Origin of the sequence: Pseudomonas sp. KBW05 (genome assembly GCF_003852405.1) — a bacterium.
Taxonomy (GTDB): Bacteria; Pseudomonadota; Gammaproteobacteria; order Pseudomonadales; family Pseudomonadaceae; genus Aquipseudomonas.
The window spans coordinates 143,410-161,635 of record NZ_QAJM01000007.1; the positions used below are offsets into that span (position 1 = coordinate 143,410).

20 protein-coding genes are annotated in these 18,226 nt (G+C 64.1%); 1 reads left to right on the forward strand and 19 read right to left on the reverse strand.

Features of this window, described 5'->3' with window-relative positions:
* Nucleotides 1-9: 9 nt before the first annotated feature.
* The 19 genes from DBR46_RS06415 to DBR46_RS06505 are packed head-to-tail and all read right to left on the reverse strand — an operon-like array spanning nucleotide 10 to nucleotide 16,896.
* Complete coding sequence (locus DBR46_RS06415) at nucleotides 10-1,236, reverse strand: beta-ketoacyl-ACP synthase (RefSeq protein WP_124525461.1); 1,227 nt, start codon at nucleotides 1,234-1,236, stop codon at nucleotides 10-12.
* Complete coding sequence (gene fabG / locus DBR46_RS06420; protein ID WP_124525462.1) at nucleotides 1,236-1,964, reverse strand: 3-oxoacyl-ACP reductase FabG; 729 nt, start codon at nucleotides 1,962-1,964, stop codon at nucleotides 1,236-1,238. The genes DBR46_RS06415 and fabG overlap by 1 nt, the downstream gene beginning before the upstream one ends.
* Nucleotides 1,961-2,422 (reverse strand): hotdog family protein, encoded by a 462-nt coding sequence (locus DBR46_RS06425; RefSeq protein WP_124525463.1) that lies wholly within the window; start codon nucleotides 2,420-2,422, stop codon nucleotides 1,961-1,963. Before DBR46_RS06425 ends, fabG begins: the two co-directional genes overlap by 4 nt.
* A complete protein-coding gene (locus tag DBR46_RS06430) occupies nucleotides 2,419-3,585 on the reverse strand; it encodes a beta-ketoacyl-[acyl-carrier-protein] synthase family protein (RefSeq protein WP_124525464.1) in 1,167 nt (388 codons plus the stop codon). The genes DBR46_RS06425 and DBR46_RS06430 overlap by 4 nt, the downstream gene beginning before the upstream one ends.
* Nucleotides 3,582-4,064 (reverse strand): hypothetical protein, encoded by a 483-nt coding sequence (locus DBR46_RS06435; RefSeq protein ID WP_124525465.1) that lies wholly within the window; start codon nucleotides 4,062-4,064, stop codon nucleotides 3,582-3,584. The genes DBR46_RS06430 and DBR46_RS06435 overlap by 4 nt, the downstream gene beginning before the upstream one ends.
* Nucleotides 4,061-4,795, reverse strand: a complete 735-nt coding sequence (locus tag DBR46_RS06440) for a class I SAM-dependent methyltransferase (protein ID WP_124525466.1) — start codon at nucleotides 4,793-4,795, stop codon at nucleotides 4,061-4,063. Before DBR46_RS06440 ends, DBR46_RS06435 begins: the two co-directional genes overlap by 4 nt.
* Nucleotides 4,792-6,039: an NAD(P)/FAD-dependent oxidoreductase gene (locus DBR46_RS06445; RefSeq protein WP_256659241.1), complete on the reverse strand. Its 1,248-nt coding sequence runs from the start codon at nucleotides 6,037-6,039 to the stop codon at nucleotides 4,792-4,794. Before DBR46_RS06445 ends, DBR46_RS06440 begins: the two co-directional genes overlap by 4 nt.
* Nucleotides 6,040-6,072: 33 nt before the next feature.
* Nucleotides 6,073-8,385, reverse strand: coding sequence for an MMPL family transporter (locus DBR46_RS06450; RefSeq protein WP_124525467.1), 2,313 nt, complete (start codon nucleotides 8,383-8,385; stop codon nucleotides 6,073-6,075).
* The gene (locus DBR46_RS06455; RefSeq protein WP_124525468.1) at nucleotides 8,375-9,070 is read right to left on the reverse strand and encodes an outer membrane lipoprotein carrier protein LolA; all 696 of its coding nucleotides are present in this window, start codon (nucleotides 9,068-9,070) and stop codon (nucleotides 8,375-8,377) included. The genes DBR46_RS06450 and DBR46_RS06455 overlap by 11 nt, the downstream gene beginning before the upstream one ends.
* Nucleotides 9,067-9,492: a thioesterase family protein gene (locus tag DBR46_RS06460; protein WP_124525469.1), complete on the reverse strand. Its 426-nt coding sequence runs from the start codon at nucleotides 9,490-9,492 to the stop codon at nucleotides 9,067-9,069. Before DBR46_RS06460 ends, DBR46_RS06455 begins: the two co-directional genes overlap by 4 nt.
* On the reverse strand, nucleotides 9,485-11,026 hold the full coding sequence (hutH, locus tag DBR46_RS06465) for a histidine ammonia-lyase (RefSeq protein WP_124525470.1): 1,542 nt from the start codon (nucleotides 11,024-11,026) through the stop codon (nucleotides 9,485-9,487). Before hutH ends, DBR46_RS06460 begins: the two co-directional genes overlap by 8 nt.
* On the reverse strand, nucleotides 11,010-11,945 hold the full coding sequence (locus DBR46_RS06470; RefSeq protein ID WP_124525471.1) for a glycosyl transferase: 936 nt from the start codon (nucleotides 11,943-11,945) through the stop codon (nucleotides 11,010-11,012). Before DBR46_RS06470 ends, hutH begins: the two co-directional genes overlap by 17 nt.
* Nucleotides 11,942-12,676 carry a glycosyltransferase family 2 protein gene (locus DBR46_RS06475; RefSeq protein WP_124525472.1) on the reverse strand — a complete coding sequence of 245 codons (735 nt, stop codon included), beginning with the start codon at nucleotides 12,674-12,676 and terminating at the stop codon, nucleotides 11,942-11,944. The genes DBR46_RS06470 and DBR46_RS06475 overlap by 4 nt, the downstream gene beginning before the upstream one ends.
* The gene (locus DBR46_RS06480) at nucleotides 12,669-14,339 is read right to left on the reverse strand and encodes an acyl-CoA synthetase family protein (protein WP_124525473.1); all 1,671 of its coding nucleotides are present in this window, start codon (nucleotides 14,337-14,339) and stop codon (nucleotides 12,669-12,671) included. The genes DBR46_RS06475 and DBR46_RS06480 overlap by 8 nt, the downstream gene beginning before the upstream one ends.
* Nucleotides 14,336-14,881: a hypothetical protein gene (locus tag DBR46_RS06485; protein WP_124525474.1), complete on the reverse strand. Its 546-nt coding sequence runs from the start codon at nucleotides 14,879-14,881 to the stop codon at nucleotides 14,336-14,338. Before DBR46_RS06485 ends, DBR46_RS06480 begins: the two co-directional genes overlap by 4 nt.
* A complete protein-coding gene (locus DBR46_RS06490; RefSeq protein WP_017738894.1) occupies nucleotides 14,878-15,132 on the reverse strand; it encodes an acyl carrier protein in 255 nt (84 codons plus the stop codon). The genes DBR46_RS06485 and DBR46_RS06490 overlap by 4 nt, the downstream gene beginning before the upstream one ends.
* A gap of 9 nt (nucleotides 15,133-15,141) precedes the next feature.
* On the reverse strand, nucleotides 15,142-15,411 hold the full coding sequence (locus tag DBR46_RS06495; RefSeq protein ID WP_017738895.1) for a phosphopantetheine-binding protein: 270 nt from the start codon (nucleotides 15,409-15,411) through the stop codon (nucleotides 15,142-15,144).
* Nucleotides 15,389-16,201, reverse strand: a complete 813-nt coding sequence (locus DBR46_RS06500; RefSeq protein ID WP_124525475.1) for a 1-acyl-sn-glycerol-3-phosphate acyltransferase — start codon at nucleotides 16,199-16,201, stop codon at nucleotides 15,389-15,391. The genes DBR46_RS06495 and DBR46_RS06500 overlap by 23 nt, the downstream gene beginning before the upstream one ends.
* Nucleotides 16,180-16,896 (reverse strand): beta-ketoacyl synthase chain length factor, encoded by a 717-nt coding sequence (locus DBR46_RS06505; protein ID WP_124525476.1) that lies wholly within the window; start codon nucleotides 16,894-16,896, stop codon nucleotides 16,180-16,182. The genes DBR46_RS06500 and DBR46_RS06505 overlap by 22 nt, the downstream gene beginning before the upstream one ends.
* A gap of 348 nt (nucleotides 16,897-17,244) precedes the next feature.
* Here DBR46_RS06505 and DBR46_RS06510 point away from each other — a divergent pair, with 348 nt between their 5' ends.
* A complete protein-coding gene (locus tag DBR46_RS06510) occupies nucleotides 17,245-18,015 on the forward strand; it encodes a ParA family protein (RefSeq protein ID WP_124525477.1) in 771 nt (256 codons plus the stop codon).
* The last annotated feature ends 211 nt before the right edge of the window (nucleotides 18,016-18,226 follow it).

Sequence of the window (18,226 nt, forward strand, 5' to 3'; positions counted from 1 at the left end):
TTAAAAAAGTCAGGACCAGCGGCGGAAGATCAGCGACGTGTTGACGCCGCCAAAGGCAAAGTTGTTGTTCATCACGTAGTCGTGGTGCATCTCGCGGAACTCACCTTGCAGGTAATCCAGCTCGCCGCATTGCGGGTCGACGGCGTCCAGGTTGAAGGTGTGCACATACTGGTTGCGGTTCATCATCTCGATGCTGAACCACGACTCCAGCGCGCCGCACGCACCCAGGGTGTGACCGAGGAAGCTCTTCTGTGAACTGATGGGCATGCGGCTGCCGAACAGGGCGTGGGTGGCCAGGGTTTCGGCGACGTCACCTTGATCGGTGGCGGTGCCATGGCCGTTGACGTAGCCGATGGCGGACGGCTCCAGGCCTGCATCCTCAAGCGCTAGCTCCATCGCACGGCGCATGGTTTTCTGCTCCGGGCGCGTGGTGTGCTGGCCGTCGGCGTTGCTGCCGAAGCCGACCAGTTCCGCGTGGATATGCGCACCGCGCGCCAACGCATGTTCCAGTTCTTCCAGCACCAGCATCCCGCCGCCTTCGCCGATCACCAGGCCATCGCGGCCGCTGTCGTAGGGCCGTGGGCTGGTCTGCGGCGCATCGTTTTTCAGGCTGGTGGCGTAGAGCGCGTCGAACACCATGGCCTCGGTGGGGCACAGCTCTTCGGCGCCGCCGGCGAGCATCAACGGCAGGCGGCCGAACTTGATCGCCTCATAGGCATAGCCGATGCCCTGGCTGCCGCTGGTGCAGGCGCTGGACGTGGGGATCAGCCGCCCGGTCAGGCCAAAGAAGATGCTGATATTCGCCGCCGTGGTGTGGGGCATCATGCGCACATAGGAGTTGGCATTCAGCCCCTCGGCCACCGAGTTCAGCAGCATATTGCCGAACGCCTTGATCTCGTCGGTGCTGCCGGTGGACGAACCACAGGCCACGCCCATGCGCCCATCCTTGATCGACTCGTCACCCAGCAAGCCGGCGTCCTGCAACGCCTGCTCCGCCGCCCACACGGCCAGGCGCGAGACGCGGCCCATGCTGCGCAGTTGCTTGCGCGTCCAGTGGGCCGGCACGACGAAATCGTCAATCGGCCCGGCCAGGCGCGTGTTCAGTTCGGTGAACCGGTCCCACTCGTCCATGCGCCGGATACCGCTGCGGTTGGCGCGGAAGTTGGCCGAGATGGTGGCCCAATCGCCGCCCAGGGAGGTCATGCCGGCCATGCCGGTGACGACGACGCGCTTCATCAGCACAGGCCTCCATTCACGGCCAGGACCTGGCGGGTGATATAGCCGGCTTCGGCCGACATCAGGAAATTCACCGCGCCGGCCACCTCTTCCGGGGTGCCCATGCGTTGCGCCGGGATCATTTTCATCAGCTCTTCTACCGGTACGTTTTCATCCAGCATCGCGGTGTCGATCAACCCCGGCGCGACGCAGTTGACGGTAATCTTGCGCTTGCCCAGCTCAATCGCCAAGGCTTTGGCCGCACCGATCAGGCCGGCTTTCGAGGCGCTGTAATTGACCTGGCCACGGTTGCCGATCAACCCCGACACCGAGGTAATGCACACGATACGCCCGGCGGCGCGACGACGAATCATCGGCATCATCACCGGGTGCAGCACGTTGTAGAAACCGTCCAGGTTGGTGCGTATCACCACGTCCCAATCGTCTTCCGACAACGCCGGAAACGCGCCGTCGCGGGTCAGGCCGGCATTGAGCACCACGCCGTAATAGGCACCATGCTGCTCCACATCGGCTTCGAGGATTTCCTTGCACGCAGCCCGGTCCGCCACATCGAATTGCAGCACGCGCGCCTTGCGGCCCAACGCTTCGATTTCGACCTGCACCGCGTCGGCTTCGGCTCGCCCGCTGCGGCAGTGCAGCACGAGGTCATGCCCGGCCTGGGCCAGGCGCAGGGCGATGGCGCGGCCGATGCCACGGCTGGAGCCGGTGACCAGTACGGATTCAGTCATGGCGTTACGTCCTTCGATTCATCTAAATAGGTGGCCGCCTGGGGCGGTCGGAATACGTTCAAGCGCGCACTGGCCTGGATGCCCTCGCCGGTGAGGTGGCATTCGAACACACCCATGCCGTTGTCGTCTTCCAGGGAGCGCAGGCCGTGGATGGTCAACTCGGCGCCGGCCGGGAAGTGCTCCACGTTGCACTCGAATTTACGTGTGCCCAACAGGAAGCCCAGTTCCACCGCTTCGCCTTTGTGGCGCGCACGGCAACCGGCGTAGGCGGCGACGCTTTGCGCCATCAATTCAATGCCGACCCACGCCGGCAGGCTGCCGTCGGGGCGGTTGAACAGGCCGCCGGGGGTGACGGTGACGCGGGTGCGAATCTGCTCTTCATCGTACGACAGCACCTGGTCGATCAGGATCATGTCGCCGGCATGGGGCAGCAGTTCGGCGAGTGGCCAAGGGGTCATGGGGCCTCTCCGATAATCAGGCTGACGTTGTTGCCGCCGAAGGCAAACGAGTTGCTCATCAGGCAGCGTTTTTCCAGGGTGTCGCCGCGCCGTGCCCAGTGCAAGGCTGGCAGCGCCGGATCAGCCACGCCGTCCCAGACGTGGGGCGGCAGTTGGCCGTGGGTCAGGCTCAACCAACAGAAGGCGGCTTCCAGCGCGCCAGCCGCACCGAGGGTGTGGCCGCTCATGGGCTTGGTCGATGAGCAGGCCACGCCGTGCGGGAACAGGTTGGCGACGGCCAGGCTTTCCATGGCGTCGTTGTGCTGGGTGGCGGTGCCGTGCAGGTTCAGGTAACCGATCTGCCCGGGCTGCAATTTTGCGCTGGCCAACGCCTTGCGCATCGACTGCAACGCGCCTTTGCCGCTGGGTTCGGGCGCGGAGATATGGTGCGCGTCGCAACTGGCGCCGCTGCCCAGCAGGGCGATGGGCGCCGGTGCCTTGCTCATCACAAACAGCACTGCCGCCTCACCGATATTGATGCCGTTGCGGTTCACCGAAAACGGGTTGCAGCGCTCGTTCGACACCGCTTCCAACGAGCTGAAGCCGTTGAGCGTGAGCTTGCATAAGCTGTCCACGCCACCACAGATCACCGCATCGCAGACGCCCAGGTCCAGCAGGCGCTGGGCACTCATCAGCGCGCGGGCACTGGAGGTGCAGGCGGTGGAAATCACATAGGCCGGGCCGCTCAGTTGCAGCCAGTCGGCGAGGAAGTTCGCCGGGGCGCTGAGTTCCTGCTGCTGGTAGTCATAATCGCCGGGGAACTGGTTTTCCCGCAGGAAATGGGCGATGCCACGACTGGCCTCGTCGATGCCGGAAGTGCTGGTGCCCAGCACAACGCCGACCCGCGACGCGCCGTAGGTGCGGATCGCCTGGCGAATCTCGCCCTCGATCTGCAACGCCGCTTCCAGCAGCAGCTGGTTATTGCGGCTGCTCTGCTGGCCGAGTTCCGCGGGGATAGTCGCCAGCTCGCCGTGCACAGCGCCTACCGGCAACACACGCTCCGGCACCCAACCGCTTTCGGCGGCCATGCCCGAGCAGTCGCCGGCAAACAGGCTGCGGCTGACCTCGGCCTGGCCACGGCCGAGGGCGCAGATCACGCCGAGGGCGTTGAGGTAGGCCGTCATTGCGCGGCCCCCAGCGGCGTGATGCGGTAGCTCAGGGGCTGGCCGCTGATGTTCACGCTGAACACCTCGGACGACTGATACACAATCTGCCAATGGCCCGGCAGGGTGCGCGTCAGGTCCATCGCCTGGGCGCTTGGATACAGCGCGCGCAGATCATCGGCCGAGGTCAGCGCAAACAGCAGCGCGGCAAACAGCTCGCGCGCCTGGGGATTGGGCGGCAGCAAGCCGTCGGCCTGCCACTGTCCATCGATCAGCTTTTGCCGGGCCTGGGGAATGCCCAGCGGGTCCATCATCGACCAGCGAATGCCGTTGCCTTCGCGTTGGATCACCAGCAGCCAGTCCTGGCTTTGGCCGTCGGCCAGGCGTTGCACGTGCAATTGCAGGGGCAACGCCAGGCTCGGGGTTTTCTCCGGCAACGGTGGCTGGCTGGCGCAGGCGCTCAGCAACAACAGGCAGCCGATCAGCAACACACGGATCATGTGGCCGCGCTCGCCAGGGGCTTGCGTGCCACGCAGTTGACCAGGGTTTCTTCGCGCTGCCCCACTGGCGGCGCCTTGCGCAGGCCCCAGCGTTCCAGCAGGCCGAAATCGCTGGAACGGCTCCACCACAGATACGGGTACGAGACGTTCTGCGGGCCGAATTCAAAGCCCTGTTCGCGGATCATCTCCAAGTATTGCTCGGCGCTTTTCTGCACGTGCATCGGGTGGCGGAACAGCCAGCGGATCACCCAGGTGTCGATATAGGCTTCGGTGGACTCGGCAAACAGCAGATACCCGCCCGGCTTGAGCACGCGGTAGAACTCTTTCAGCGCGCGATGCTGTTCGACCAAGTGATGGAAGGTCTGGTGGCAGAACAGGATATCGACGCTTTCATCCGGCACATCGAGCGTGGCGCAATCGCTGCCGATCAGCTCCACGGCCATGCCCTGGCGCGCCGCTTCAGCCTGGCTCAGTGTCAGGCTGTGGGGATCGGCGTCGAGGCCGATCAGGCGTGCGGGGGCGAACACCTGCCGCAGGTATTGGAACGACTTGCCCTGGCCGCAACCGGCATCCAGCAGCACCGGCGCCTCTGGCAGCGGGTCAGTGAACAGGCTGCGCAGGTCGTTGATCGCCACGCGCAACACATGGTGCTGCCAGGTGTGGCTGCGCAAAAACCAGAAGCCGAACTTGGTTTCCTCGACGTAGTTTTTACTTAAATACTGACTGCTCATACCGGCTCACCCGCACAGATTTCCGACAACATCCGCAAGCGTCGCTTGGGCTCGCTGACAAACGGGTTGCGCTCATCCCACGCGTAACCGGCGAGGATCGAGCAGATCATCCGGCGGATCTCCGGCGAGCTGTCCGGGTGGTAGATCACATCCTGGAACGTCCCTGCATACCAGCCTTCGACGTAGCAGCGGAAGGTGTCCACGCCACGCTTCAATGGCTCGGCAAACTCGGTTTGCCAGTCCACGGTTTCGCCTTTGAGCTGGCGATGCAGCAGGGCGGCGGCCATGCTCGCCGAGCGCATGGCGATGGTCACGCCAGACGAGAACACCGGGTCGAGGAATTCTGCCGCATTGCCCAGCAGCGCAAAGCCCGGCCCGTGCAAGGTTTTGACGTTGGCCGAGTAGCCGCCGATGGTGCGCGCGGGCGTGTCCCAGACGGCGTTTTGCAGGACGCCGGACAAGCTTGGGGTTTCGTCGATAAACCCGCGCAGGCAGGCGTCGAGGTCGCCGTCGCGGCCGTCGAAATGCTCCTTGGCCGCGACCACGCCCACCGAGCAGCGACCGTTGCTGAACGGGATGCTCCAGAACCAGATGTCACGCTGGGTCGGGTGGGTGGTGATGAGGATTTTGGTTCGGTCGAAACCGGGGTGTTCGATGCGGTCTTCGATATGGGTGAACACCGCCTGGCGCACCGGGAAATCCGACGGCGCTTCGAGGTCCAGCAGGCGCGGCAGCACACGGCCGTAGCCACTGGCGTCGAGCACGAACTTGGCCTTGAGGTGGTACTCGCTGCCGTTCTCGCGGCGCACGTGAAGGTAGTGGGTTTCACCTTTGAAATCGACGCCGACGATGGTTTCTCCGTAGCGGATTTCCACGCCCTGCCGCGCCGCCTGATCGGCCAGCAACTTGTCGAACTCGCCGCGCTGCACCTGGAAGGTGGTCGGCTTGCCCTGGCTGAACGTATCGCTGAAATCAAACGCGCTGTAGCGCTCGCCCCAGGCGAACGCGGCGCCGGTTTTCACCTGGAAACCGGCGGCCTGCACGGCGTCGAGCATGCCGGCTTCTTCGATGAAGTCGATGCAGTGAGACAGCAGGCTTTCGCCGATCGAGAACCGTGGAAAATGCTGGCGCTCGATAATCAGTACATCATGCCCTTTGCGCTTTAACAGCGCGGCGGCGATGGCCCCGGACGGACCGGCACCGATCACCACCACCTGGCGACGTTCCATTTCAACTATGGGCACGAGGGCTCCTTGCCGCATTGGCGATAATCACATTCATAAGGCGTGTTTCTGTTTCCCGGCCCAGGGCGCCAGCATAAAGCTGAATGCCAGGCCGAGGCTGACCGATAAGCCGAAATTACTCACCGCCGGTGTGCTGGACACCGCCAGCAGGCCGAACGACAACCAGGTCGTCAGCGCCGCCAGCAGCGTGCCCAGCAGGCTGACCGCCGGGCCGCCGATCTGTTCGCGCATGAGGATCGCGTAATCGACGCTGATGGCCGTGACCAGCAGCAGGCCGAACAGGCTGAACAAGGTCAGCGGCTGGCCCAGCCAACCGAGGCTGGCCAGGCTGCACAGTGCGGCGAGCAACGGCAGGGCGACGATGCGCAGGGCACCGCCGAAGCCGAACGGCAGGATCAGCAACAGCACGATCAGCACGCACGACATCAATTTCAATTCAGCGGCGCTGATCTGCGTATCGGCAAACACCCGGTTCAGGTCGCCGAGGCGATCCACCAGTTGCACCCCGGGCAAGTCCAAGGCCTGCACCCGCAGTAGCGCCGGGTTGTTCAGGCCTTGCAGGCTGACCATCGCTGCCACGCCGCCGTCTACCGGGCCGAGCCACAAGGTACGCCAGGGTTCGGCCAGCGGGCCTTGCAGCGCGGCGTCGATGTCTTGGGTGGGCAGCGCTTGCAGTTGCGCGACTTCGCCTTGCAGGGCGCTGGCGGGGACGCCGAGATCCAGCAGCGGTTGCCAGTGTTGCGGCAGATTGTTCAGTGCCTCGCGCAGCGTTTGTTGCTCGGCGGGCAGGCTGACCAGTTGGCTGAGCGCCATATAGCCTTGGAGCTTGCCCATGTTCACCAGTTGGTCGAGGCGCTGGCCCAGGGCGCTTTCCCGTTCCAGCAACTGCTGTTGGTTCTCGGCGCGCACCAGAAAGAACTGGCTAGTGGGTTGGAACCCGGTAATCCGCGCCACGGCTTGTGCTTCTTGCAGCAATTGCGGCGGCGCGCCGATCCATTGGCGAATGTCGTTTTTGCTGTTGAGCTGCCACAGGCCACCGGCGCAAAACAGCAGCAGCAGGACCAGCAGCGCCGCGCTCGGCACGCGCTTGAGCAACGATTCGCGCACCAGCCACAGGCATTCGGCAATGCGCAGCGGCCATTGCGCCGGGCGCAGTTCGACGCCCTTGAGCAGCGCCGGCAACAGGCACACCGCAGACAGGTACGCGCCGACCAGGCCGGCCGCCGAGAACACCGCGATTTGCGTCAGCGCCGGGAATGGCGTCCAGGCCAGCGCCAGGTAACCGATGCAACTGGTCGCCAGGCTCAGGCTCAGCCCCGGCAGCGTCAGGCGCAGCGCCGGCCAGCTGCGCCAGGGGTTCAGGCTCCAGCTTTTCGACAGGTAGTGCAGCGGGTAATCCACCGCCACGCCGATCAGGCTGGAGCCCAGCACCAGGGTCATCACATGCATATGGCCGAACAGCGCCACACAGGCCACCGCGCCAAACAGCATGCCCACCAGCACCGGCACAAACGCCAGCAACACGCGCCAGCGGCGGAAGGCGAGCAGCAGCAACAACAGGATACCGACGGTGGCGCCGCCGCCGACCCATGTGATTTCCCGCGTGGCTTGCTGCTGACCATTGGCCGCATACAGCAGCCCGCTGGCGGCGAGCAACTGCGCGCCTTGCTCGCCGGCCTGTGCACGGCTAGCCTGGAGCAGGTCCGCCACTTGCAGCGGCAGTTTCATATCGAAGGCATTGCCGGTGGTGCGCGCACGCAGCAGCACCCAGCTCTTGCCGTCGGCATCGGCAATCAACGCGCCGCTGCCGATATCCAGCTGTACCGAGCCATGTTGCGGCTGGCTGTTCTGGATGCGTCCGGTCAGGCCCAGCCAGTCATCCTGGCTCGGCACCAGGCTGAAGCCGGTGAAGGGGTCGAACAGCGCTTGCACACGCTGCTGGATGAATGCGTCGGGTTGTTCGATCAGTTGCTCGCGGTCCTTGGCCGAGAGCATCGCCAGGCGCCCGCGCAGCAATTGCTCGCGCAGCGCCGGCAAGTCGGCTTGCAGGTTCCACTGGACCTTTTCAAACAGGCCGCTGGCTTGCCAGCGCTCGCCCAATTGTTGCGCCACGGCCACCGCTTGCTGGCGGTCGGCATGCCCCACCAGTACCAGCATTTCGCGGTTCAACGGCTCTTGCATGCGCTGTTCGGCTTGCAGCTCCAGGGCGTCCGGCGTGTTGCCCGGCACCAGCTCCATCAGGTTCGCCGACAACGGCGCGCCATGGCGCCACTGCCAGCCGGCCAGGGCCAGCACGGCCACCAGCAGGATCAGGAACAGGCGCGGTAACAGACACTCACTGCGCAAAGTCGTGTCTCTCCGCGTCGCTCAAGGGCAGGGCTGCGGTGCTGTCCTGCATCCGCAGCAGGGTGCTGTCGCCCTGGGTTTCCAGCAGCTCGATTTTTTGCACCAGCTCGCCACCGTCGATATTGATCTGGGTGAAGACCTGTTTTAACAGCAGGGAGCGTGGGATCAGCGTCAGCTTCCAGTCGTTGGCCTCGCCTTTCAATTGCAGTTCGAAGTCACGCTGCAAGCCGCTGCTGTCGCCCTGGAGCACGGCAAGGAACAGGCGATTCTGCTCGGCACCGGCGCTCTTGTTCGGCAAGGGCTGCCAACCGCTGGCGTCACGGCGGGCGATGCCTTGGGCGCTGATGCGGTAGTCCTGTTGCAGCGGGGTTTTCAGCAGCCACAGCAGGCCGTGGTCCTTGGCGAGGACGAAGGTGCCTTTGCTGACCAGCGGTTGGGGCAGGGCACGCAGGTGTTTTTCCTGGGTGAAGTTGCCGTGGATGACCGAGGGTTTGGCCAGTTGGTCGCTGAGTTGCTGCAAGTCAAAAGCATGGGCCATGCCTGAAACGCTCAACAACAGGATGAACGCGGTCCATGTGGGAGCGGGCTTGCTCGCGAAGGACCTGAGGGCGCCGCGGCGTGTCAGGTACCCAGTGATATCGTTGACGACCTTCGCGAGCAAGCCCGCTCCCACAGGGGATTTCATTTCAAGGCTCTCTCTACGGCGTCGGTGAATATCTTGGGGGAGGCCAATTGCATCTCGCGACTGGCGATTTCCACCGCCACTTGCACCGTGCTCGCTCGGGTCAACCGCTCGCCGCTGGCCAAATCGGTAATCAGGTAATTAACCTTCAAACGGTTCTCCCACTCCACCAGGCTCGCGCGTACGTTGATCGTCTGGCCAAATACCGCACCACGCACGTAGCGCAGCTGCATGTCGATCACCGGCCAGGCGTAGCCCGACTCCAGCATCTGCGTGTAGTTGTGGCCGAGTTTGTCCAGTAGCGCGCAGCGCGCCACTTCCAGGTACTTCACGTAATGCCCGTGCCAGACGACGTTCATGGTGTCGACGTCGAAAAACGGCACGAGGATCTCGGTGTCGCAGTGCAACACGCCGGGGCTACGCATGCAGCCTCCAGTGTTGCGCGGCGATGCGTTGCAGGCACAGGCGCAGTTCGCCTTCGAGGGCGCGGTCTTCGATCACTGGCGGGAAGTCTTGGGCCAGTTGTTCGTGCATCGCGGCCAAGGCTGGCGGCAATGGGCGTGCATCTGCGGCCTGGGCGCGCAGCCACACGCCCTGGTTGGCGGCGAGCAAGGTGGCGGCGGCGACCTGTTCGGTCAGCTCCAGCACGCGGATCGCATCGCGGGCGGCGATGGTGCCCATGCTCACTTTGTCCTGGTTGTGGCATTCGGTGGAGCGCGAGAACACGCTGGCCGGCATGGTATTTTTCAGCGCTTCGGCGGTCCAGGCGCTGGTGCCGATCTGCACGGCCTTGAAGCCGTGGTTGATCATCGTGCGATCCGCCGGGGCGCCGGACAGGTTGCTCGGCAGGCCGTGGTTGTAGCGCACGTCCACCAGCAGCGCGAGTTGGCGGTCGAGCAGGTCGGCGACGTTGGCCACCAGGGTCTTGAGGCTGTCCATGGCGAAGGCGATGTGGCCGCCGTAGAAGTGCCCGCCGTGGAGCACGCGTTCTTCTTCGGCGTCGATGATCGGGTTGTCGTTGGCGCTGTTCAGTTCGATCTCGATGAACGAGCGCAGCCAGTTCAAGCTGTCGGCCAGCACGCCGAGGACGTGGGGCGCGCAGCGCAGCGAGTAGCGGTCCTGCAAGCGGTGCAACGGCGCAGTCGGAGCGTCAATCGCCAGGTCCTTGCGCAGCCAGGCGGCAACTTGCATCTGCCCCGGGTGCGGCTTGGCGGCGAACAGGCGTTCGTCGAAGTGTTCCGGGTTGCCTTGCAGCGCCACCACGTTCAGCGCGGTGATGCGCGTGGCCAGTTGCAGCAGGTAGTCGGCGCGGGCGAAGGCCAGGCACGCGAGGCCGGTCATAACGGCGGTGCCGTTCATCAGCGCGAGGGCTTCTTTGGGGCGCAGCACCAGCGGGTCCCAGCCCAGTTCGCGGTGCACATCGGCAGCCTGGCGGCGTTCGCCACGGAACATCACTTCACGTTCGCCGGACAAGGTCGCGGCCACGTAGGACAGCGGCGTCAGGTCACCGCTGGCGCCCACCGAGCCTTCTTCCGGGATCAGCGGCAGCACGTCGTGTTCCAGGAACGCATGCAGGCGTTCCAGCAGCTCCACGCGCACGCCGGACACGCCGTGGCACAGCGACTGCAAACGCGCGGCCAGCACGGCGCGGGTGGCTTGCGCATCGAGCAACTTGCCCAGGCCGCAACCGTGGAAGGTGTAGAGGTGACGCGGCAACGCTTCGACGTGCTGCAACGGCACGGCCACCACGCACGAGTCGCCGTAGCCGGTGGTCACGCCGTAGATCACGCCTTCCTTGTCCAGCAGCGAGTCGAGGAACTGCGCGCCTTTGGCGATGCGCTGGCGGTAGGCGGCATCGCTCTGCAATTGGGTGGGCGCCTGACGGTTGGCCAGGGCCAGCACGTCTTCGATGCGCAAAGCGCGTTCGCCAAAGGTTACCGGCTCAAGATGCGTCGTCATCGGTCTTCCAGAAAGGGTAAAAGTTGAACCATTGTTGGGGCGCTTCCAGGCAGAACTGGCCCAGGCGTGCGGCGTAGCGCGCGGTCCACAGGGCTATGACCTGCTCGCGGGTATTACGTTTCCATTCGATCAATTCGGCGAAAGGCTCGATGGTCAGGCGGTAGCGGTTGTTGTGCTTGAGGCACATCAGCAGGTTCACCGGGCATTTGAGCAAGCCAGCCAGCAGCCATGGGCCTTGGGGGAAAGCGGCGTCATGGCCGAGGAAGTCCACGCGCACCGTGCGCCCGCCGTGCAGCGGCACGCGGTCGCCAGCGATGGCCAGCCATTCACCGTCGTCCAGGCGCTGGCTGAGCAGCAGCATGGTGGCCGGGTCCAGCTCGCTGACCTGGATCAGGCGCAAGTGCGTCGCCCCGGCTTCGCCCAGCAGGCGGTTGAATTGTTCGGCGTGCTTGGTGTGCACCAGCACGTTCATGGTCACTTGCTCGCCAATCTCGGCGAGGGCGCGGCACACTTCAAGGTTGCCCAGGTGTGCGCCCACCAGCATTTGCCCGCGTTCGCCGCGCAGTTGCCCGCGCAATTGCGCCGGGTCGTTGATCTCGATCTGTTCCAGGCGCAGTTTGCCGTTCCATACGTCGAGCTTGTCGAGCAAGGAGTCGGCGAAGGCCATGAACTGGCCGAAGACGCGCTTGTGGGTGGGGCGCAGGTCATCGCGCCCGCTCCAGTCGGCCAGGCGCTGCTGGTATTGCCAGGCGCTGTGGCGTGCGGTGCGGCCGAACAGGAAGAAGTACAAGACGATGGCGTACAGCAGCGGGCTCAGCACGCGGCGGCCAAGGACCTTGGCGGCGAAGGCGGTGAGTTTCATCAGCAGGAAGCTGCCGCGCTCCTCGCGATCGGCCCAGTGCTTGGTGCTGTCGCTCATGCCTGCCACCGCCGCCACAGGATCATCGGTGAGCGCACCAACATGCCGAAGAACAAGCGGGTGTGCATCGCCGAGATGCGCACGTTGTCGCGGAACAGGCGGAAGTGCGACAGGCCGTCCGCCGGGTAGTGCACGCGGGTCGGCAGCCAGCGCATCGGCTGGTTGCGCCAGGCCAGGCGCACGAGGATGTCGGAGTCGAAATCCATGCGCGTGCCGATGTAGGCCGAGTCCATCAGCGCCAGCGTAGGGGCCAGTGGGTACACGCGAAAGCCGCACATGGAGTCGCGGATCTGTAGCGACAGGGTGTTGATCCACACCCACACGTGGGTCAGGTAGCGCGCGTACAGGCGGCCTTTGGGCACGCTGTCGTCGTATTCGGGGTAGCCGCAGATGATTGCGCTGGGGTGGGTGCGCGAGGCGTCGAGGAAGGTCTCGACTTCGCGCAGGTCGTGCTGGCCGTCGGCGTCCACCTGAAGCGCGTGGCTGAAACCCAGGCGCGCGGCTTCGCGGAAACCGGCCATGACCGCGCCGCCCTTGCCCTGGTTGTTCGGCAGGGTCAGCAAGGTGACGTTGTCCAGGGTCGCCAGTTGTGCCAGCACCGCGGCACAGGCCGGGCTGCTGCCGTCGTCTACCAGCAGGCAGGGCAGGCCGCTGTCCAACAGGCTCTGGACCACGGCGGGCACGGCGGCTTCGTGGTTGTAGACCGGGATCAGGGCGCAGGGGTTATGCATCGACGGTCTCCAGCAAAATCCGCCCACTGGAACAGGCCGCGTCGCCATTGCGATAGGTGAAGTACAGCTTGCTGCGCTCCTGATCAAAGCGCAGGTGTAGTTCGACCGCGTCGCCCGGGCGCATCAGTTGCTGGAACTTGAGCACTTCCATCCCGGCAAAGGTCGTAGGCAGTTCAAGCAACTGCTGGCCGAGGTTGAACGCCCATTCGATCTGCACTACGCCCGGCAGCACCGGCGTGACCGGGAAATGGCCGCTGAAGTAGGCCAGGTCCGGCGGAATGCTCAACTGCAAGGTCCACTCGCCATTGGCTTCGGCTTGCTCCAATACTTCTGGCGCCTTTGGTCTTGGCGCCAGCAGCAACGCTTCGACGTGGGCCTGGGGCAGTTTGCCTTGGCTGGTCAGCGGCAATTGGCGCAGTAAGCGCCAACGACGCGGCAACGCCAGGGCTTCGCAGTGTTGGCTCAAGTGCTGGCGCAGGGTTTGGGTCAGCGTGCGACGGCCTTGATTGCGCAGGGCATGCAGGCCCTCGGCGCTCAGCACCACCAGCGCACCGAGTGACGCGCGGTTTTCCTGCACCACGCCCAGGCGCGTTTCGACGACCCACGGGTGAGCCATCAGCGCCTGTTCAAGCATGGGCAGGGAGATGCGTTTTTCTTCCAGCTTGACGATGCGGTCCAGGCGCCCGAGCAGTTCGAAGCGGCCATCGGCGTGGATACGCGCGGCGTCGGCGGTTTGTTCGATATGCCCGACGGGCAGGTAGGGCGAGGCGATGCGCAGGGCGCCGTCGGCGTCCTGGCTCAGTTCCACGTCGGCGAACGGCTGCCAAGGCTGTGCGCCCTGGCGCCAGGCGATGCCGCCGGTTTCCGAGCTGCCGAGGATTTCCGTCGGCCATTGCTGCAAGCGGTCGTACAGCTCGCCAGCGGCCTCGATGGGCAACGCGCCGCCGGAGGAAAACACCCGCGACACCTGGCTCAGCGCCGGCCAGTCGAGGTTGTCGCCCATGCGCTTGAGCAGCGCCGGGCTGGCGACCCAGGCAAATTGTGGGTGTTCGCGGCTGGCGCGCTGCAAGTCCTCGGGAAAGGCCAGTTGCTTGCGCACAAAGGTGCGCCCGGCGCACAGCGGCCACAGCACGCGGAACAACAAACCGTAGATGTGTTGGGTGGCGACGCTGCCGATGATGCAGGCGCCTTTCAAGTCTGCGCCCCACAGGGTTTCCAGGGCGTCGACTTCGTTGGCCAGTTGGCGCAGGGACTTGTCGATGCGCTTGGGCTCGCCGCTGGAGCCGGAGGTGCACAGGCTCAGTTGGCAGGCGTCGAGGTCCAGCGCCGCGGCGCTCAACGGCGCCTCATACAGAGCGTCGAGATCCGCCGCTTCGGTCAACCAGGCGTCGACAGCCGCGTCCCAGCGTTGGCGGGTTTGCGCTTGCAGGTCGGCCGGCAGCAGCACGCTGACCCCGGCGCGCCAGGCACCCAGCAGGGCAATCGCCAAGAGGCCGGCGTCTTCCAGGTGCACGGCGACGCGCTGGATACTGCGCTCGCGCAGCCCCGCCGCCAGGCTCAGGGATTGCTCCCACAGCTGGGCGTGATTCATGGCAGGTTCGGTGGTGACCGGACGCTGTTCCAGCGGCTCAAGCAGCAAGTGCTCAAGTTTCAACCCATTCATACGCGGCCTCGAACCCTTTGTCGTACCAGCCATTCCACGGCAAACAACAGCCCCATCAGCCCGTAGGCGATCAGGCCGTTGTACAACGTCCACCAGCTCAACGGCGCCCACAGGGTGAGGGCGGCGGCGAGCAGGCCATTACACAGAAAAAACGCGCTCCAGACCACGGTGACCTGGCGCGTATACACAATCGCGTGGGGCGGCAGTTCTGGGTCGGTCATGCGCGCCAGGCGTTCCACCATCGGCGGGCCGTATTTCAGGCTCAGGCCAAACAGCGCCAGCATGAACGCGCTGACCAGGCTCGGGTACCAGCGCAGCAGGTGCGGGTTGTCGAACCAGGCCAGCAGCAGGCAGAACACGATCACCGCCAGTGCCATCCAGCGGCTGCCGGGGCGCCGGGCGCCGGTAAACGCGCGCAACAGCCACAGGCTGCCCAGCAGCAAACCGAATTGCCACGGCGCAAAGTGCTCGGTGCCGTAATACACCGCAAAGGGGTACAGCAGCCCCGCCAACAACAGGCCAAGGCCGATCAGCCGGCTCATGCGGCGGGTTGCACCAGGCGGTACACCGCCTCAACCACGTCGTCCACGGTACGCACCGCCTTGAACTCCTCGGCGGCGATCTTCTTGCCGGTCTGGCGCTTGATATGGTCGATCAAGTCCACGGCGTCGATGCTGTCGATTTCCAGGTCCTGGTACAGGTTGGCGTCAAGGGTGACGCGTTCCGGCGCCAGTTCAAACAGTTCCACCAGGGCGTCGCGCAAGGTGTTGAAAATATCGTCACGAGTTTGCATGGTACGGTCTCAAGCTGCCTGTCGGGCCGTGACGAACGCCGCAAGGCTGGCCACGTTGGTGAAGTGATTGCGGGTGTCCTTGGCGTCGGCATCGATCTTGATGCCGTACTTTTTCTGGATCGCCAGGCCCAATTCCAGGGCGTCTACCGAATCCAGGCCCAGGCCTTCGCCGAACAGGGTTTGGTCGCTACCAATATCGTCGACACTGATGTCCTCAAGGCCCAGAGCCTCGATGATCAGGGTCTTTATGTCGTACTCAAGGCTGTTGCTGTCGCTCATCTTCGGCGAGCTCCTTAATAAAATAGTCATGCAGGTAATCGTTGAGCTTGCGTGAAGCCTGGGGTGCGGGCCCCAGTGTGGCGAACGCCTGTGGTTCTATATCGGCACCCACGCGCAAACTGAAGTGAAAGCGACGTTTGGGGATGCGATACCAGGGCTCGGCCTTGGTCAATGTGGTGGGGTTGACCTTGATCACCACCGGGGTGACGATTGTCGCACCGCGCAGTGCAATGGCGGCGCCCCCGCGATGAAAGGCGGGCGCAGCGCCGGGTGTGGTGCGGGTGCCCTCGGGGAAGATGATCAGGGTCTGGCCTTCGCGCAGGGCGTCGGCGGCGGCGTCGAGCATGTCGGCGCTGCCGTCATTGCTGATATAGCCGGCGTCGCGTACCGGGCCACGCATGAACGGGTTCTGGAACAGGCTCTGCTTGACCACGCAGTTGGTCTGGCGCATCAGACCGATGAGGAACACCACGTCGATCAGCGACGGGTGGTTGGCCACGATCATCTGCCCCGGGCGACCGAGTTTTTCCGCACCTTCGACGCTGTAGGTGAGGATGCCCAGGCGGTACATCAGACGGATGAAAAACCAGAACAGGCAGCTGATGGTGTGGCGCGCACGCCGCTGATGCTGCTTGGCATCCCCCGGCAGGCAACTGAGCAGCGGGAACACCAGCACGCGCAGGCCCAGGCCGCCGATGCCAAACACCAGGAAGCTGATGGCCGTGGCGAACAGGCGCCAGTAGTAGGCCTGCCGTGGCTTGTCGGTGGTTACTTGCGTTGCCAGTTCCATACGCGGTTCTTCCAGGCATGTTGGCAGGCGCCCTGCTCGTTGAGCAGGGTGCGCAGCAGGTTCAGGGCGTGGGGCCACTGGGCTTGAGTGGGTTGGACCGTGGCGGTGTGCAGTTCCAGTTGCCACTCGTCGCCCGGCGTCAGCAGCAGGCCGAGGGCGTAGGGAAACGGCACATCTGTGATCCAGCTGGCGTAGGCCTCGGGCGGCTGTTCTTCGGTGATCACCAGCAACACGGCCGGGGCGCCTTCGTTGAGCAGCGCGGCGGCTTCCAGCAGGCCGTGCTCCAGGCCGTCGCCGGCGGCGGCGAGGGCGGTCATTTCGCTGGTTTCATTGCGCAGGATCGACCACAGGCCAATCACCGCGTTATGCACCGACAGGCTGAACTGGGTCGGCGACAGGGGCTGGTCGTTGGCCAGGTCGCTGAGGATGTCGAGAGTGCGCGGGGTTTCGCCATGCCGGGAGATGAACACCAGCGGCAAATCCTGCAGGCCTTCGGCCAATGGCCAGCCGACGCTGAAGGCCATGCGTGCCAGGCGGCTCAGGCGGCGGCGCTGCATGGCTGGCAGAAATGACACGTCGGGGCAGGCGTCGCTGGCGGGAATGACCACTGGGGCCTTGCTCCAGGCCAGCCAGTCTTGCGCGCTGTCGAGCCCTGGAGCCCAGGCGCGCCATTGGGTGATGTTGAAATTGATCACTGAGAGGTTATCCCGCCCCTGCGGGCTTCCATGTGCGGCCGTTGGCCCCGAATACCGGGACAGGGAACAATGGCCGAATGGCGCGCATTATCCCGGTGCTGCGGGCTTCTAGCAAACTTTGGTAATGAATTGTTCAAGGTTGATTACAAATGACTGGTAAAGATTTACAGATTGTCCGCTACCCGGGATCAGATTGGATTGTCAGATCGTTCTGTTTAATTTGTCGGTGGCAGATGACAGTCAGCGCTTCAATCGCCTGCGATGCGGTAGTGCATGGATGAACAAGGTAGCTAACAGGCGCTTTTGCCCTCTACACTCGGGCATTCATTGATACACGGAGGTTTTTCCATGCGGCGTGTGGTGTTCAATCAGAAAGGCGGCGTTGGCAAGTCCAGCATTGCCTGCAACCTGGCGGCGGTCAGCGCCAGCGAAGGCTATCGAACCCTGTTGGTGGACCTCGATGCACAAGCCAACTCAACCCAGTACCTCACCGGGCTGACGGGCGACGACATCCCCATGGGGATCGCGGATTTTTTCAAGCAAACCCTGTCTTCCGGGCCGTTTTCGAAGAAGAACAAGGTGGATATCTACGAAACGCCCTTCGACAACCTGCACGTGGTCACCGCCACCGCCGAGCTAGCGGACTTGCAGCCCAAGCTTGAGGCCAAGCACAAGATCAACAAGCTGCGAAAACTGTTGGACGAGTTGAGCGAAGATTACGACCGAATCTACCTGGATACCCCGCCGGCGTTGAACTTCTACGCGGTTTCGGCGTTGATTGCCGCTGATCGCGTGCTGATCCCCTTCGATTGCGACAGCTTCTCGCGCCAGGCGCTGTACGGCCTGTTGGCGGAGATCGAAGAATTGAAGGAAGACCACAACGAAGGCCTTGAAGTGGAAGGCATCGTGGTCAACCAGTTCCAGGCCCGCGCGACGCTGCCGCAGCAGATGCTCGACGAGTTGATTGCAGAGGGTTTGCCGGTGCTGCCGGTGTATCTGGCCAGCTCCGTGCGCATGCGTGAGTCGCACCAGGAGAGCAAGCCGCTGATCCACCTGGACCCACGGCACAAGCTGACCCAGCAGTTTGTGGAGTTGCATAACTTGCTGGAAAGCGCCTGATCTGACAGATCACTGAGAATCCCTGTGGGAGCGGGCTTGCTCGCGAATGCGGTGTATCAGTCACAGATATGTTGACTGGCCCACCGCATTCGCGAGCAAGCCCGCTCCCACATTTTTTATTGCATTCCAGCAGGGGATTTGGATATGTCCTACTGATGCTGTAGGACGGGTCTGGCAATAGGGGTTGAGCCTTGTATCGCTGCCTACGCGT